12 protein-coding genes and 2 pseudogenes are annotated in these 13,166 nt (G+C 42.8%); 12 read left to right on the top strand and 2 right to left on the bottom strand.

The window, feature by feature from the left end:
- The 4 genes and pseudogenes from SMIDD26_RS12710 to SMIDD26_RS03970 all read left to right on the top strand — a co-directional run.
- A partial coding sequence (locus SMIDD26_RS12710; RefSeq protein WP_246746887.1) for a winged helix-turn-helix domain-containing protein occupies positions 1–395 on the top strand: 395 nt, incomplete at its 5' end.
- A pseudogene (gene vicK / locus SMIDD26_RS03960) lies at positions 388–1,738 on the top strand (cell wall metabolism sensor histidine kinase VicK). The gene SMIDD26_RS12710 and the pseudogene vicK, both read left to right, overlap by 8 nt.
- A gap of 1 nt (position 1,739) precedes the next feature.
- Positions 1,740–2,549 (top strand): MBL fold metallo-hydrolase, encoded by an 810-nt coding sequence (locus SMIDD26_RS03965; RefSeq protein WP_050302726.1) that lies wholly within the window; start codon positions 1,740–1,742, stop codon positions 2,547–2,549.
- Positions 2,550–2,634: 85 nt separating this feature from the next.
- A pseudogene (locus tag SMIDD26_RS03970) lies at positions 2,635–3,407 on the top strand (potassium channel family protein).
- 37 nt (positions 3,408–3,444) lie between these two features.
- Here the strand turns inward: SMIDD26_RS03970 and SMIDD26_RS03975 are convergent.
- Both SMIDD26_RS03975 and SMIDD26_RS03980 read right to left on the bottom strand, forming a co-directional pair.
- Positions 3,445–3,792, bottom strand: a complete 348-nt coding sequence (locus SMIDD26_RS03975; RefSeq protein WP_061439068.1) for a DUF6568 family protein — start codon at positions 3,790–3,792, stop codon at positions 3,445–3,447.
- A gap of 111 nt (positions 3,793–3,903) precedes the next feature.
- On the bottom strand, positions 3,904–5,622 hold the full coding sequence (locus tag SMIDD26_RS03980; protein WP_061439070.1) for a phospho-sugar mutase: 1,719 nt from the start codon (positions 5,620–5,622) through the stop codon (positions 3,904–3,906).
- A 291-nt stretch (positions 5,623–5,913) separates the two neighbouring features.
- Between SMIDD26_RS03980 and proB the strand changes: the two genes are divergently transcribed.
- From proB to trmFO, 8 genes are all read left to right on the top strand, one after another.
- Entirely contained in the window at positions 5,914–7,023 is a 1,110-nt protein-coding gene (proB, locus tag SMIDD26_RS03985) for a glutamate 5-kinase (RefSeq protein WP_061439072.1), read from the top strand.
- Positions 7,024–7,032: 9 nt separating this feature from the next.
- Positions 7,033–8,295, top strand: coding sequence for a glutamate-5-semialdehyde dehydrogenase (locus SMIDD26_RS03990; RefSeq protein WP_061439075.1), 1,263 nt, complete (start codon positions 7,033–7,035; stop codon positions 8,293–8,295).
- A 3-nt stretch (positions 8,296–8,298) separates the two neighbouring features.
- Positions 8,299–9,096 carry a pyrroline-5-carboxylate reductase gene (gene proC, locus SMIDD26_RS03995; RefSeq protein WP_061439077.1) on the top strand — a complete coding sequence of 266 codons (798 nt, stop codon included), beginning with the start codon at positions 8,299–8,301 and terminating at the stop codon, positions 9,094–9,096.
- Between the two features lie 228 nt (positions 9,097–9,324).
- Positions 9,325–9,963, top strand: coding sequence for a dTMP kinase (gene tmk / locus SMIDD26_RS04000; protein ID WP_061439079.1), 639 nt, complete (start codon positions 9,325–9,327; stop codon positions 9,961–9,963).
- Entirely contained in the window at positions 9,960–10,850 is an 891-nt protein-coding gene (locus SMIDD26_RS04005) for a DNA polymerase III subunit delta' (protein WP_061439081.1), read from the top strand. Before tmk ends, SMIDD26_RS04005 begins: the two co-directional genes overlap by 4 nt.
- Before the next feature lie 39 nt (positions 10,851–10,889).
- Complete coding sequence (yabA, locus tag SMIDD26_RS04010) at positions 10,890–11,207, top strand: DNA replication initiation control protein YabA (protein WP_000358228.1); 318 nt, start codon at positions 10,890–10,892, stop codon at positions 11,205–11,207.
- Between the two features lie 2 nt (positions 11,208–11,209).
- Positions 11,210–12,088: a 16S rRNA (cytidine(1402)-2'-O)-methyltransferase gene (rsmI, locus tag SMIDD26_RS04015; protein ID WP_061439083.1), complete on the top strand. Its 879-nt coding sequence runs from the start codon at positions 11,210–11,212 to the stop codon at positions 12,086–12,088.
- 238 nt (positions 12,089–12,326) lie between these two features.
- A partial coding sequence (trmFO, locus tag SMIDD26_RS12715) for a methylenetetrahydrofolate--tRNA-(uracil(54)-C(5))-methyltransferase (FADH(2)-oxidizing) TrmFO (protein ID WP_246746888.1) occupies positions 12,327–13,166 on the top strand: 840 nt, incomplete at its 3' end.

Below are 13,166 nucleotides of genomic sequence, written 5' to 3' on the forward strand. Positions count from 1 at the left end.
CCAATCGTGAGTTGCAGGCGCGTGTCAAAGCTCTTCTTCGTCGTTCTCAACCTATGCCAGTAGATGGGCAGGAAGCAGAAAGTAAACCTCAACCTATCCAAATTGGGGATTTAGAAATTGTTCCAGATGCCTACGTGGCTAAAAAATATGGCGAAGAACTAGACTTAACCCACCGTGAGTTTGAGCTTTTGTATCATTTGGCATCGCATACAGGTCAAGTCATTACGCGCGAACACTTGCTTGAGACTGTCTGGGGTTATGACTATTTTGGTGATGTCCGTACAGTTGATGTGACTGTCCGACGTCTGCGTGAGAAGATTGAAGATACGCCTAGCCGACCAGAGTATATCTTGACGCGCCGTGGTGTAGGGTATTACATGAGAAATAATGCTTGATTTACTGAAACAAACCATTTTTACCAGAGATTTTATCTTTATCCTGATTTTGTTAGGTTTCATCCTTGTTGTGACCCTCTTATTACTGGAGAATAGACGTGATAATATTCGGTTGAAGCAAATCAATCAAAAGGTTAAAGATTTGATTGCAGGAGATTATTCCAAGGTTCTTGATATGCAAGGTGGGTCTGAAATCACCAATATTACCAATAATTTGAATGACTTGTCGGAGGTTATTCGTCTCACTCAGGAAAATCTAGAACAAGAGAGTAAGAGACTAAATAGTATCCTGTTTTATATGACAGATGGGGGTTCTTGCGACCAATCGTCGGGGGCAGATTATCATGATTAACGATACAGCCAAGAAGCAACTGGGGTTGGTTAAAGAAGATGTTCTGAATAGAAGCATTTTAGAATTGCTCAAGATAGAAGAAGACTATGAATTGCGTGATTTGATTACCCAAAGTCCAGAATTGTTGCTAGATTCCCAAGACATCAATGGCGAATATCTGAGCCTTCGAGTTCGCTTTGCCTTGATTCGTCGAGAGTCTGGCTTTATTTCAGGTTTGGTGGCTGTTTTGCATGATACGACGGAGCAGGAGAAGGAAGAACGCGAACGGAGACTCTTTGTTTCCAACGTTAGTCATGAGTTACGGACTCCTTTAACCAGCGTGAAATCCTATCTTGAAGCCTTGGATGAGGGAGCTTTGTGTGAAACTGTAGCACCAGACTTCATCAAGGTGTCTCTGGACGAAACCAACCGTATGATGCGCATGGTGACCGATCTCCTTCATCTTTCACGGATTGATAACGCCACTAGTCACTTGGATGTGGAACTGATTAACTTCACTGCCTTTATTACCTTTATCCTCAATCGTTTTGACAAGATGAAAGGACAGGAAAAGGAGAAAAAATATGAGTTGGTGAGAGATTATCCCATCAATTCTATCTGGATGGAAATTGATACAGATAAGATGACGCAGGTTGTCGACAATATTTTAAATAATGCCATTAAGTATTCGCCAGATGGGGGTAAAATCACTGTCAGAATGAAGACAACTGAAGACCAGATGATTTTATCCATTTCTGACCACGGTTTGGGGATTCCTAAGCAGGATTTGCCACGTATTTTTGACCGTTTCTATCGTGTGGATCGTGCTAGAAGTCGTGCACAAGGTGGTACAGGTCTAGGACTGTCTATTGCCAAAGAAATTATCAAACAACATAAGGGCTTTATTTGGGCCAAGAGTGAATACGGTAAGGGATCAACCTTTACCATTGTGCTCCCTTATGATAAGGATGCAGTGAAAGAAGAAGTATGGGAGGATGAAGTAGAAGACTAGAATGAGTGAAATAGGCTTTAAATACAGTATTTTAGCGTCGGGTTCCAGTGGAAATTCCTTTTATCTGGAAACCCCAAAAAAGAAGCTTTTAGTGGATGCAGGCTTGTCTGGTAAGAAAATTACCAGCCTACTTGCTGAAATAAATCGCAAGCCAGAAGACTTGGATGCCATCTTGATTACGCATGAGCATTCAGACCATATCCATGGAGTGGGCGTTTTGGCTCGCAAGTATGGTATGGATCTTTATGCCAATGAAAAGACCTGGCAGGCTATGGAAAATAGTAAATATCTTGGCAAGGTGGACTCGTCGCAAAAGCATATCTTTGAGATGGGCAAAACCAAAACCTTTGGAGATATTGACATCGAGAGTTTTGGTGTAAGCCATGATGCAGTCGCACCGCAGTTCTATCGCTTTATGAAGGATGATAAAAGTTTTGTCCTTTTGACAGATACAGGTTATGTCAGTGACCGTATGGCAGGGATTGTCGAAAATGCGGACGGCTATCTTATCGAGTCCAACCATGATGTAGAGATTTTGCGAGCAGGTTCTTACGCTTGGCGACTCAAACAACGAATCCTATCGGATCTGGGTCACCTTTCTAACGAAGATGGTGCCGAAGCCATGATTCGGACGCTAGGAAATCGCACTAAGAAAATCTACCTAGGACATTTGTCTAAAGAGAACAATATCAAGGAGCTTGCTCACATGACCATGGTCAATCAGCTAGCGCAAGCTGATCTGGGAGTCGGAGTAGACTTTAAGGTTTATGATACCTCACCAGATACCGCAACACCCTTGACAGAGATATAGAAAGAACGCTGAGAAGGTGTTCTTTTTATAAATTAGTAGATATTTGTTGTGGTATAACGTTCAAAAATAACATAGGAGAAGTAGTGTGAAAAGAAAATGGTTTTTTGCAGATTATTATGATACAACAATTATTTTACTTGCTTTAATCTCTGTTATTCTGGTATTACTTGGATTTGCTGAGACGGTCGATTTGGACAATCCGCCTTATAGTATATTGATTTAGTAATCTGGGATGTTTTTGTAATTGATTATAGTTGGCGCTTTTTTACTACTAAAAGAAAATGGCGCTTTATTCTTGAAAATATTTTTGATTTATTGGCTATTCTCCCTTTAAATGCTATTTTTACAGTGTTTCGATTAGGGCGTATCTTCCGCTTAGCAAGGCTGACAAAATTACTGAAACTGACTCGTTTACTTAGAATAATTGGACTTACAGGTAAATTAGAAAGAAAAATTAGTAGATTCTTACGGACAAATGGCCTGATTTATATCTTGTATGTTAATATTTTTATCGTTCTAGTAGGAAGTTCAATTTTATCTGTAGTTGAAGAAAAATCTTTCTCAGATAGTCTTTGGTGGGCTCTTGTGACAGTAACTACTGTTGGTTATGGTGATATTGTTCCAGTTTCCCTTTTTGGGAAATGGCTAGCAGTTTTACTGATGCTTGTCGGTATTGGAACAATAGGGATGCTAACAAGTGCTTTGACGAACTTTTTTGTAAAGGATAATCCAGATGAACCGATAAAACTTGATAAACTTCAAGATGAATTGTCTAGTCAGAGAATATTACTAGAGAAGCAATCTGAGAAAATCGAAGAACTGCATCGGATGATACAAGATTTGATTGAAAAAAGGTAATTTTGACCATTTAAAAACCACTCGATGAGTGGCTTTTTTACAATCCAGCAAAGTCCTTGATTTCTTGTGCTGACATTGAGGAGTCGCAACGGACATTGATTTGTCCATCTGCAACGTGAACAAATCCTGGTACAGTTGGGATTCCGTAGCGTGAGCGGAATGCTTGCAACTCATTGAGTTGGCTTGGTTCTTCACTATTGATGAAGTAGATGTGAGCTTTGGTTTCAGCTACGACACCTGCCAATGTACCTGCAAATTTACGGCAGTAAGGGCAAGTTTTGCGACCGATAAAGAAGGTTGCAGTTTCTTTTTTATCAAGAGATTCTTGCGCACGCGCTACTGTAGTGACTTCAAGGTCTTTGATGTTATCTAAAAATTGTTCCATGAGATTACCTCGCTTTCATTGATAAGTCTAGTATGCCATAAAGTTTCTAAAATTGCTTAGATTTGATACGAAAAAAAGATGAGATTGGTTGGTCTCATCTTTTATAGGACTTTATTTTACAAAAGCATTGATTTCTGCTTCGATATTCGCAATCTTAGCTTGTGATTCTTCGTTAGTTTCATCTACAACTGCAATATAGAACTTGATTTTTGGTTCTGTCCCTGAAGGGCGAACGGCAATCCATGAACCGTCAGCAAGTGTGTATTTCAACACATCGCTTGGAGGAGTTGTCAAGTTTGTAACAGTACCGTCAGCAGCAGTAGCAGTTTGTGCCTTGAAGTCTTCTACGACAGTGATAGCTGTTGTGTTCCATTCTTTTGGAGCATTGTTGCGGAATTTAGCCATAATCGCTTTGATTTGTTCTGCACCATCGACACCTGAAAGGGTAACAGAGATTGTCTTTTCAGCGTAGTAGCCATACTCTTTGTAGATTTCTTCGATACCATCAGCAAGTGTCAAACCACGTGAACGGTAGTAGGCAGCAAGTTCAGCAACGACAAGAACGGCTTGGATAGCATCTTTATCACGTACGAATGGTTTAATCAAATAACCGAAGCTTTCTTCAAATCCCATCATGTAAGTGTGATTGTGTTTTTCTTCGAATTCTTGGATTTTTTCAGCGATAAATTTGAAACCTGTCAAGACGTTGAACATAGTTGCGCTGTAGCTTTCAGCAATCTTCGTTACCAAGTCAGTTGAAACGATAGATTTGCAGAGAGCGGCATTTTCAGGAAGAGTTCCAGCGTTTTTGTGAGCTTCCAAGATGTATTTAGCCATGATAGCACCGATTTGGTTACCTGAAAGGTTGAGGTAGCTACCATCTTTTTGAAGAACTTCAACACCAACACGGTCAGCATCAGGGTCAGTTGCCACAAGAACGTCTGCACCAACTTGACGACCAAGTTCTTCAGCAAGGGCAAAGGCTGCTTGGCTTTCTGGGTTTGGAGATTTTACAGTTGAGAAGTCAGGATCAGCAGTTGCTTGCGCTTCAACGACTTGAACAGAGTCAAATCCTGCTTGGGCAAGGGCACGACGAGCTAACATTTCACCAGTACCATGAAGTGGTGTGTAGACAATTTTCATGTCTTTACCAAATTCTTCAATCAAGGCTGGGTTGATGTTTACGTCCTTAACCTCTTTAAGGTATTCTACGTCAACAGCTTCGCCGATAACTTCAATCAAGCCAGAAGCTTTTTCAGCTTCCACATCAGCAACTTCTACCGCAAATGGGTTTTCGATTGCGCGGATATAAGTAGTCAAAGCGTCTGCGTCGTGTGGAGGCATTTGTCCACCGTCTTCACCGTAAACCTTGTAACCGTTAAATGGAGCAGGGTTATGGCTGGCTGTGACCATGATACCTGCGAAACAGTTGAGGTGACGAACTGCAAATGATAGTTCTGGAGTTGGACGAAGGCTTTCAAATACGTAAGATTTGATGCCGTGTTTAGCAAGAACTGCCGCAGATTCAAAGGCAAACTCAGGTGAGAAGTGACGGCTATCGTAGGCAATTGCCACACCACGTTCTTTTTCGTTTCCACCTTTTGACTCAATCAAACGAGCCAATCCTTCAGTAGCTTGGCGAACAACGTAGATGTTGATGCGGTTTGTACCAGCACCAATCAAACCACGCATACCTGCAGTACCAAATTCAAGATTTGTATAGAAGGCATCTTCCTTTGTTTTTTCATCCATATTTTCCAAATCTTGACGAAGGTAGTCAGGAAGCTCCGCAAAATCAACCCATTTCTGGTAATTTTCTTGGTAAGACATTAAAATTCTCCTTTATTTTTAAAACATTTAATCAGTTTGATTATATCATTTTTTTAGTTTTAGTAAAACTGTAACATAAGTTTTTGCCTAATGAAGAGGGAGGTCAAACGTCTCATACTTAATTCCACCATAAAAATCCGTTTTAGACTAATTTCCACTTTGGTCAGGCAAGTGGAAGTTACTTTGAGAAGTTACCAAGAAGGTTTTAGGGCCTTCTTTTTCCTATCAACTCTTTTCTATTTCCTGCCATTCATGTTATAATGGATAAATATGAAGAATCGGAGTGAGACTATGAAATACAAACGGATTGTCTTTAAGGTGGGGACTTCTTCTCTGACGAATGAGGATGGAAGTTTATCACGTAGTAAAGTAAAAGCTATTACCCAACAGTTGGCTATGTTGCACGAGTCTGGTCATGAATTGATTTTGGTGTCGTCGGGTGCCATTGCTGCAGGTTTTGGGGCCTTAGGATTTAAAAAGCGTCCGACTAAGATTGCTGATAAACAGGCTTCAGCAGCGGTAGGGCAAGGCCTTTTGTTGGAAGAATACACGACCAATCTTCTCTTGCGCCAAATCGTTTCTGCACAAATCTTGCTGATCCAGGATGATTTTGTGGATAAGCGCCGTTATAAAAATGCCCATCAGGCTTTGTCAGTTCTACTTAGCCGTGGTGCGATTCCTATCATCAATGAGAATGACAGTGTCGTCATTGATGAGCTCAAGGTCGGGGACAATGACACTCTTAGTGCCCAGGTAGCGGCCATGGTCCAAGCGGACCTTTTGGTTCTCTTGACAGATGTGGACGGTCTCTATACTGGAAATCCTCATTCAGATCCAAGAGCCAAACGCTTGGAGCGAATCGAGACCATCAATCGTGAGATTATTGATATGGCAGGTGGAGCCGGTTCTTCAAACGGAACTGGGGGCATGCTTACAAAAATCAAAGCTGCCACCATTGCGACAGAATCGGGCGTTCCTGTTTATATCTGCTCATCCTTGAAGGCAGATGCCATGATTGAGGCGGCTGAGGAGACCAAGGATGGTTCCTACTTTGTTGCTCAAGAGAAGGGACTGCGTACCCAGAAACAATGGCTGGCTTTCTATGCTCAGAGCCAAGGTTCTATTTGGGTTGATAAAGGGGCTGCGGAAGCTCTCTCTCAACATGGAAAGAGTCTCCTTTTATCTGGTATTGTTGAAGCAGAAGGAGCCTTTTCTTACGGTGATATCGTGACAGTATTTGACAAGGAAAGTGGAAAATCACTTGGAAAAGGACGCGTGCAATTTGGAGCATCTGCTTTGGAGGATATGTTGCGTTCTCAAAAAGCCAAGGGTGTCTTGATTCACCGTGACGACTGGATTTCCATTACTCCTGAAATCCAACTACTCTTTACAGAATTTTAGAGGTAAACTATGGTAAGTACACAAGAACAATTTGAACAGGTACAGGCTGTTAAAAAATCGATCAACACAGCTAGTGAAGAGATGAAAAACCAAGCCTTGCTAGCCATGGCTGACCACTTAGTGGCTGCTACTGAGGAGATTTTAGCAGCCAATGCCCTCGATATGGAAGCGGCCAAAGGTAAAATCTCAGATGTGATGCTGGATCGTCTTTATTTGGATGCAGGTCGTATAGAAGCAATGGCAAGAGGAATTCGTGAAGTGGTTGCCTTACCAGATCCAATCGGTGAAGTTTTAGAAACAAGTCAGCTTGAAAATGGCTTGGTTATTACCAAGAAACGTGTGGCTATGGGGGTTATTGGTATCATCTATGAAAGTCGTCCAAATGTGACGTCTGACGCGGCTGCTTTGGCTCTCAAGAGTGGAAATGCAGTTGTTCTTCGTAGTGGGAAGGATGCCTATCAAACAGCTCATGCTATTGTCACAGCTTTGAAGAAGGGCTTGGAGACGACTACTATTCACCCAGATGTGATTCAACTGGTGGAAGATACCAGCCGTGAAAGTAGTTATGCTATGATGAAGGCAAAAGGCTATCTAGACCTTCTCATTCCTCGTGGAGGAGCTGGTTTGATCAATGCCGTGGTTGAGAATGCTATCGTACCTGTTATTGAGACGGGGACTGGGATTGTCCATGTCTATGTGGATAAGGATGCAGATGAAGACAAGGCTCTGTCTATCATCAACAATGCCAAAACCAGTCGTCCTTCTGTCTGCAATGCCATGGAGGTTTTGCTGGTTCATGAAGCCAAGGCAACAAGCTTCCTTCCTCGCTTGGAGCAAGTGCTGGTTGCAGATCGAAAAGAAGCTGGGTTGGAACCAATTCAATTCCGCTTAGATAGTAAAGCAAGTCAGTTTGTTTCAGGCCACGCAGCTGAAGCACAAGACTTTGATACCGAGTTTTTAGACTATGTATTAGCTGTTAAGGTTGTGAGCAGTTTAGAAGAAGCGGTTGAGCATATTGAAGCCCACAGTACCCATCATTCGGATGCCATTGTGACGGAAAACGCTGAAGCTGCAGCTTACTTTACAGATCAAGTGGACTCTGCAGCTGTCTATGTCAATGCCTCAACTCGTTTCACAGATGGAGGCCAATTTGGTCTTGGATGTGAAATGGGGATTTCAACTCAGAAACTGCACGCGCGTGGTCCCATGGGCTTGAAGGAATTGACTAGCTACAAATATGTGGTTACTGGTGACGGACAGATAAGGGAGTAAGAGATGAAGATTGGATTTATCGGCTTGGGGAATATGGGAGCTAGTTTGGCCAAGGCTGTTTTGCAGGCCAAGACGGGTGCTCAGATTCTCCTTGCCAATCGTAGTCAAGCCAAGGTAGATGCTTTCATTGCAGACTTTGGTGGTCAGGCTTCCAGCAATGAAGAAATATTTGCAGAAGCAGATGTGATTTTTCTAGGAGTTAAGCCTGCTCAGTTCTCAGACTTGCTATCTCAATATCAAACCATCCTTAAAAAAAGAGAAGGTCTTCTTTTGATTTCCATGGCAGCTGGATTGACCTTGGAAAAACTCGCTAGCCTTCTGCCAACTCAACATCGAATTATTCGCATGATGCCTAATACTCCTGCTTCTATCGGCCAAGGAGTGATTAGTTATGCCTTGTCTCCTAATTGCAGGGCTGAGGACAGTGAGCTCTTTTGTCAGCTTTTAACCAAGGCTGGCCTCTTGGTTGAACTTAGGGAAGGCTTAATAGATGCAGCGACAGGTCTTGCAGGCTGTGGACCAGCCTTTGTCTATCTCTTTATTGAGTCCTTGGCAGATGCGGGTGTTCAGACGGGATTGCCACGAGAAACGGCCTTGAAAATGGCGGCTCAAACTGTGGTAGGAGCTGGGCAATTGGTCCTTGAAAGTCAGCAACATCCTGGGGTCTTGAAAGATCAAGTTTGTAGCCCAGGTGGTTCGACTATCGCTGGTGTAGCGAGCCTAGAAGCGCATGCTTTTCGAGGAACGGTCATGGATGCAGTTGGTCAAGCCTACAAACGAACACAAGAACTAGGTAAATAAGAGGTGGATTTGTCTGCCTCTTTTATGGTGGTTGATACTCTTCGAAAATCTCTTCAAACTGCGTCAGCTTCCATCTGCAACCTCAAAACAGTGTTTTGAGCAACCTGCGACTAGCTTCCTAGTTTGCTCTTTGATTTTCATTGAGTATGAAATGAGAAAACAAAAAGATTGTCACAAACCCCTATTTTTTTGATAGAATAGAAGTAGTAAAAAAGAAATGAGTTAGACATGTCAAAAGGATTTTTAGTCTCTCTTGAGGGACCAGAGGGAGCAGGAAAGACCAGTGTTTTAGAGGCTCTGCTCCCAATTTTAGAGGAAACAGGGGTAGAGGTGCTGACGACCCGTGAACCTGGCGGAGTCTTGATTGGGGAGAAGATTCGGGAAGTGATTTTGGATCCAAGTCATACTCAGATGGATGCGAAGACAGAACTTCTTCTCTATATCGCCAGTCGCAGACAGCACTTGGTGGAAAAAGTTCTCCCAGCACTTGAAGCTGGTAAGTTGGTCATTATGGATCGCTTCATCGATAGTTCTCTTGCCTATCAGGGATTTGGTCGTGGTTTGGACATTGAAGCCATTGACTGGCTTAACCAGTTTGCGACAGATGGCCTCAAACCCGATTTGACACTCTATTTTGATATTGAGGTGGAAGAAGGACTGGCTCGCATTGCTGCTAATAGCAATCGCGAGGTCAATCGTCTGGACTTGGAAGGGTTGGAATTGCACAAGAAAGTCCGTCAAGGCTACCTTTCTCTTCTGGACAAAGAAAGAAATCGCATTGTCAAGATTGATGCTAGTCTCCCTTTGGAGCAGGTTGTGGAAACTACCAAGGCTGTCTTGTTTGACAGAATGGGCTTGACAAGATGAAACAAGATCAACTAAAGGCTTGGCAGCCAGATCAGTTTGACCGCTTTGTCCGTATTTTGGAGCAAGACCAGCTCAATCACGCCTATCTTTTTTCAGGTTTTTTTGGAAGCTTGGAAATGGCGCAGTTTTTGGCTAAGAGCCTCTTTTGTACAGATAAAGTAGGTATTTTACCATGTGAGAAATGCCGAAATTGTAAGCTGATTGAACAGGGAGAATTTCCCGATGTCACTTTGATTAAGCCAGTTAATCAGGTCATTAAGACAGAACGCATTCGAGAATTGGTGGGGCAGTTTTCCCAAGCAGGGATTGAAAACCAACAACAGGTTTTTATTATCGAGCAAGCTGAGAAAATGCATCCCAACGCAGCCAATTCTTTGCTCAAGGTCATCGAAGAACCCCAGAGTGAGGTTTATATTTTCTTCTTGACTAGCGATGAGGAAAAGATGTTGCCGACCATCCGTAGTCGAACGCAAATTTTTCACTTTAAAAAGCAAGAAGAGAAGATTATCTTGCTCTTAGAACAAATGGGGTTGGTTAAGAAAAAAGCGACTCTCCTAGCTCAGTTTAGTCAATCACGAGCTGAAGCAGAAAAGTTGGCTAATCAGGCAGGCTTTTGGACCTTGGTCGATGAAAGTGAACGCCTGCTGACTTGGTTAGTAGCTAAGAAAAAAGAAAGTTATCTGCAGGTTGCTAAACTAGCTAGCTTGGCAGATGACAAGGAAAAACAAGATCAGGTTTTACGGATTCTTGAAGTCCTCTGTGGGCAGGACCTCCTGCAAGCAAGAGTAAGAGTGATTCTACAAGATTTGCTAGAAGCCAGAAAAATGTGGCAAGCCAATGTCAGCTTTCAAAATGCCATGGAATATCTGGTCTTGAAAGAAATGTAAACTCAAAAATGAATGATAAAGAAAGGAAAGGGCTGTTTTATGGACAAAAAAGAATTATTTGACGCGCTGGACGATTTTTCCCAACAGTTATTGGTGACCTTGGCCGATGTGGAAGCCATCAAGAAAAATCTCAAGAGCCTAGTAGAAGAAAATACAGCTCTTCGCTTGGAAAATAGTAAGTTGCGAGAACGCTTGGGTGAGGTGGAAGCAGATGCTCCTGTCAAGGCCAAACATGTTCGCGAAAGTGTCCGTCGCATATACCGTGATGGATTTCACGTTTGTAATGATTTTTATGGACAACGTCGAGAGCAGGACGAGGAATGTATGTTCTGTGACGAGTTGTTATATAGGGAGTAGGCATGCAGATTCAAAAAAGTTTTAAGGGGCAGTCTCCCTACGGCAAGCTGTACCTAGTGGCAACGCCGATTGGCAATCTAGATGATATGACCTTTCGAGCCATCCAAACCTTGAAAGAAGTGGATTGGATTGCAGCTGAGGACACGCGCAATACAGGGCTTTTGCTCAAACATTTTGATATTTCCACCAAGCAGATCAGTTTTCATGAGCACAATGCCAAGGAAAAGATTCCTGATTTGATTGGTTTCCTGAAAGCAGGACAAAGTATTGCTCAGGTATCGGATGCAGGTTTGCCTAGTATCTCAGACCCTGGTCATGATTTAGTCAAGGCAGCGATTGAGGAAGATATTGCTGTTGTCACAGTTCCAGGTGCCTCTGCAGGGATTTCTGCCTTGATTGCCAGTGGTTTAGCGCCACAGCCACATATCTTTTATGGTTTTTTACCGAGAAAATCAGGCCAACAAAAGCAATTTTTCGACTCGAAAAAAGACTATCCTGAAACACAAATTTTCTATGAATCACCTCATCGTGTAGCAGACACGTTGGAAAATATGTTAGAAGTCTACGGTGACCGCTCGGTCGTATTGGTCAGAGAATTGACCAAAATCTATGAAGAATACCAAAGAGGTACCATTTCTGAGTTATTGGAAAGCATAGCTGAAACGCCACTCAAGGGCGAATGCCTTCTCATCGTTGAAGGTGCCAGTCAGGATGTGGAGGAAAAAGACGAGGAAGACTTATTCTTAGAAATTCAAGCCCGTATCCATCAAGGCATGAAGAAAAATCAAGCTATCAAGGAAGTCGCTAAGATTTACCAGTGGAATAAAAGCCAGCTTTACGCTGCCTACCACGACTGGGAAGAAAATCAAGAAAATGACTAAACAGGGAAGTTTGCCTTCTTCCCTTTTTTTGTTATACTAGTAGAAGAAAAAATTAGAAAGATTTGTGGGAGTGAAAAAGTCCGGGGGACTTTTTCAGCCTGAGCCAAGAAACTCGAGAGCGAAGTAAGTCCGGGGGACTTTTTCAGCCTGAGCCAGGAAATTCGAAAGCGAAGTAAGTCCAGTGGACTTTTTTCAATGTGGAGCTTGTCTGCACACTCCCCAAAGAGGTATTAGTGTCGTGTCTCAATCTTATATCAATGTTATCGGTGCTGGTTTGGCAGGTTCTGAAGCAGCCTACCAAATCGCAGAACGTGGTATTCCAGTTAAACTCTATGAAATGCGTGGTGTCAAGTCAACACCCCAGCACAAAACAGACAATTTTGCAGAGTTAGTTTGTTCCAATTCTCTTCGTGGGGATGCTCTGACTAATGCTGTCGGGCTTCTCAAGGAAGAAATGCGTCGCTTGGGTTCAGTTATCTTGGAATCTGCTGAAGCAACCCGTGTTCCTGCAGGTGGTGCGCTTGCGGTGGACCGTGATGGTTTTTCCAAAATGGTGACCGAAAAAGTTGCCAACCACCCTTTGATTGAAGTGGTTCGTGATGAAATTACAGAATTACCGACAGATGTTATTACGGTTGTGGCGACTGGTCCTTTGACCAGCGATGCCTTGGCTGAAAAGATTCATGCCCTTAATGATGGCGATGGTTTCTATTTCTACGATGCGGCAGCGCCTATTATCGACGTCAACACTATCGATATGAGCAAGGTCTATCTCAAGTCTCGTTATGATAAGGGAGAAGCCGCTTATCTCAATGCGCCCATGACCAAGCAAGAGTTTCTGGATTTCCATGAAGCCTTGGTTAATGCGGAAGAAGCACCGCTTAATTCCTTTGAAAAAGAAAAGTACTTTGAAGGTTGTATGCCAATTGAAGTCATGGCCAAACGAGGTATTAAAACCATGCTTTATGGCCCTATGAAACCAGTGGGGCTTGAGTATCCGGACGACTACACAGGACCTCGTGATGGAGAATTTAAGACTCCTTATGCGGTTGTGCAACTTCGTCAGGATAATGCAGCT

The sequence above is a fragment of the Streptococcus mitis genome, from assembly GCF_001579035.1.
Taxonomy (GTDB): domain Bacteria; phylum Bacillota; class Bacilli; order Lactobacillales; family Streptococcaceae; genus Streptococcus; species Streptococcus mitis_J.